This window comes from Bordetella tumbae (assembly GCF_054780995.1).
In genome coordinates this window covers 1-3,580 of sequence record NZ_BAAGVG010000014.1, presented here as the reverse complement: position 1 = coordinate 3,580, position 3,580 = coordinate 1, and the positions used below count along the sequence as shown (strand labels likewise).

1 protein-coding gene is annotated in these 3,580 nt (G+C 65.4%); it reads left to right on the top strand.

Going from position 1 to position 3,580, the window contains the following annotated elements; all coding sequences use genetic code 11:
* A partial coding sequence (locus ACYVI2_RS12240) for an SDR family NAD(P)-dependent oxidoreductase (protein ID WP_460490313.1) occupies window positions 1-3,580 on the top strand: 3,580 nt, incomplete at both ends.

The window sequence follows — 3,580 nt, the reverse complement described above, 5'->3', positions numbered from 1 at the left end:
TGATGAGACAGGTCGAGAGTTGCCGCGGCGCGCGGGGGTGAGTTCCTTCGGCTTTGGCGGAGTGAATGCCCACGTGGTGTTGGAGGAGTATGAGGCGCCGAATTTAGTTGAGCCGAAGGGACAGTCTGCAGCGGCGCAAGTTTCAGTGATGCAGGCCCCTGTGGTGCATGATCCGATGATGCGTACGCCGATGGTGGTGGTGTTATCGGCGCGCACGGACGAGCAGCTTCGGGCGCAGGCGGTGCAGTTGCGGGAGTACCTGGAGCGGCGCGAGGTGAATCTGGCGTCGTTGGCCTATACGCTGCAGGTTGGACGTGAGGCGCTGGGTATGCGTCTCGCGTTAGTGGTGACCTCAGTGGAGGAACTTACGCGCAAACTGTTGGCCTTCGAGCAGGACGAAACGAGCTTGGAGGATGTGTATCAGGGCGAGATCAAGCGTGGGCCCGAGGCGTTGTCAGCCTTCGCTGCTGATGAAGATTTGCGGGAGGTAATAGACAAGTGGCTGGCACGCGGCAAGGTGAGCAAGCTGGCCGAGTTGTGGGTGCAGGGCTTGGCGGTGGATTGGTCTGCGTTGTATGGCGCATCGCGGCCATCGCGGGTGAGCCTACCGACGTATCCGTTTGCAAAGGAGCGCTATTGGGTGCCCGAGAGCGGGTCAACAGCACGGACTGCACATATCGCTGGCGGGCTGGCCATCTCGGGGTGCGAGGTGGTACTGCACCCGTTGGTGCAACGTAATACGTCGGACTTGAGCGAACAGCGTTACAGCACGTGGCTGACGGGCGAGGAATTTGTCTTGCGCGATCACATCGTGCTGGGTCAGCGAGTGGTGCCGGGCGTGGCCCAGCTGGAGTGGGCGCGAGCCGCAGTGAGTTTGGCATTGGGCGGGGCAGCACCGATTCGCTTGGAACAAGTGAGCTGGGTACGTCGCCTGGCGGTCGCCGAGCCGCTGGAGGTGCATATCGGCCTGGAGGTAGAGGACGGCCGAATCGGCTACGAGATTTATAGCGGCGAAGGCGAATCGGTGCAGGTCTACAGCCAAGGGTGGGCGGTGGTCTCGGCGCCGGGCGACGCGCCAACCGTCGATCTGGCGGGGCTGCAGGCGCAGTGCGGACGCACGCTCGGCAGCGCGGATTGTTATGCGCGGTTTGCCGCGATGGGCTTGCACCAGGGGCCCAGCTTCCAATCGTTGACGCAACTGCAGATAGGCGAGAATTTGGCTGTCGGGTCGTTGCAGTGGCCGGCACCTGCGCCCGCTGATGACGATCCCGCTTATGGTTTGCCGCCCAGCTTGTTGGACGGCGCGTTGCAGACCAGTCTAGGTCTGATGCCAGAGGACTCAGGGCCGACGGTACCGTTCGCGGTGCAGTCGGTGGAGCAGTGGTCGCCGGTGCCGGTGCCCGCGTATGCGGTGGTGCGCCCGGCGGTGGGCGACAGCGCGGCGGTGCGCAAGTTGCAGGTGGAAATCGTTGACCCGCAAGGGCGCGTGGCGGTTCGGCTGAGCGGCTTCAGCAGCCGGGCGGTGGAGCGGGCCGCGCCGGCGCAGACGGTGCTGTTGACGCCGCAGTGGACCGCCCGGCCGCTGCCGGTTCGGGTGCCGAAACTGGAGCGAGTGTCGGCCTATGCGCGGCACTGGGTGCTCTGGTGCGATGACGTCGCGGGTGTCGAGGCCGACACGCTGCTCGAGGCGGAGCTGGCGCCGGCTCAGTGCGTGCGACTGAGTGGGACCGGCGCCGGTACTCTGGCACACCGCTACGGTGTCTATGCGAGGCAGGTGCTGGCTCAGCTCAAGCGAATCGTGTCGGTAGCACCGTCCCAGCCGACGTTGGTTCAACTGGTAGTGCCGGGGGGCGGGGAAGGGGCGGTGCTGCAAGGCTTGGGCGGAATGCTGCGCAGTGCGGCGCAAGAGTATCCGATGTTGACCATGCAAGTGGTAGTGGCCGATGCGGCAGCAGACCTCGCCGCGCGGCTGCGCGCGGAAGCGTCGCAGCCGGCAGCGGTGGTGCGTCACGGGTCCGCGGGCCGCGACGTGTTGGAGTGGGTTGAGCAGGAGCCGGCCAATGGTTCGCTACCCTGGCGCGACGGCGGCGTGTACTGGATCACGGGCGGGATGGGAGGTCTGGGCCGGGTGTTTGCGCAAGCGATCGCGAAGCAGGTGCGCGAGCCGGTGTTGGTGCTCAGCGGCCGCCGTGCGTTGGATCCCTCGCAGGAGGCCTGGTTGCAGAGCTTGCGTGCACAGGGTGCTCGTGTGGAGTATCGATCGGTGGCCGTCGATGATGAGGCGGCGATGGCGGCGCTGTCGCGGTCGATCGTGGCAGAGCACGGTCAGTTAAATGGGGTGATCCACACGGCGGGAGTGTTGCGCGACAGTTTGCTGGCGAACAAGACCGAGGCGGATCTGGGCACGGTGTTGCAGCCGAAGGTAGCTGGTGTGGTGGCGTTGGACGAGGCGACGCGAGAGTTGGCACTGGACTGGCTGGTGCTGTGTTCGTCGGTGGCGAGCGTCTGGGGCAATGTGGGGCAAGTCGATTATGCGGCGGGCAACGGATTCCTGGATGCGTATGCAGCGTACCGCCAGGGGCTGGTGGCTCAGGGGCTGCGCCGGGGGCAGACGGTCTCGGTGAGTTGGCCGCTGTGGGCCTCGGGAGGTATGCAGGTCGATGTAGCTGGTCAGGAGCGGATGCGGCGGTTGACGGGGATGGAGCCCTTGTCTGATGAGGCAGGGATCGCGGCGCTTGTGCACGCAATGTCTGTGACGTTGGGCGCTTCGCGTGTGCAGGCGTTGTCCATGGAGTCGGGCGCATCGCATGTGCAGGGAATGCCGGTGGCGTTGCGTGCATCGCATGTGCAGGAGATGTCTGCGGTATCACACGCCTCGCATGTGTTGGTGTTGCATGGGGATCGGACACGCGTGCTGGTCAGCGTGCAGGCGGCCTATGAGGCGAAGGCAGTGTCGACGCAGTTAAGTGCCGTGCCGGTACAGACGGAGAGCGGTGACGAGATTCGGGCCGAGACGGAGATGACGCCTTCGGGCGACGCCTTCGGGGGGCAGTTGGAGCGGGCGCTGACGGGTTTGATGGCGACGCACCTGAAGATGGCGCGTGAACGCTTGGAACGTGATGCGCCGCTGAGTGAGTTCGGGTTCGACTCGATCACGCTGACGTCGTTTGGCAATGTGTTGAACCAGCGATATGGGCTGACGCTGAGCCCGACGGTGTTCTTCGAGGCCCCGACGATTGCGGCGTTGACGGCGTATCTGGTGCGTGAGCATGGCGACGTTTTGGCGCCGGCGTTTGCTGTGACGCCTGCGCCGCAGCAGAACGCCCACCAAGGCATGCACGCGAAGCGTTCGGCCGAGGGAGGCGAACCGATCAGCTCGCTTGGCCGGCGCCGAAGCCGCCGGCCGCTTGTGATGCCGGGCGCGCAGATTGCGGCGGGTTCACTGCGACCGGAACCGATTGCGGTGATCGGCATGAGCGGTTGCTTTCCAGAGGCTCCCGACATCGAGACATTGTGGGCCAACTTACAGGCGGGACGCGACTGCATCGGAGAGCTGCCGTCGAGTCGCTGGAGCGGCCGT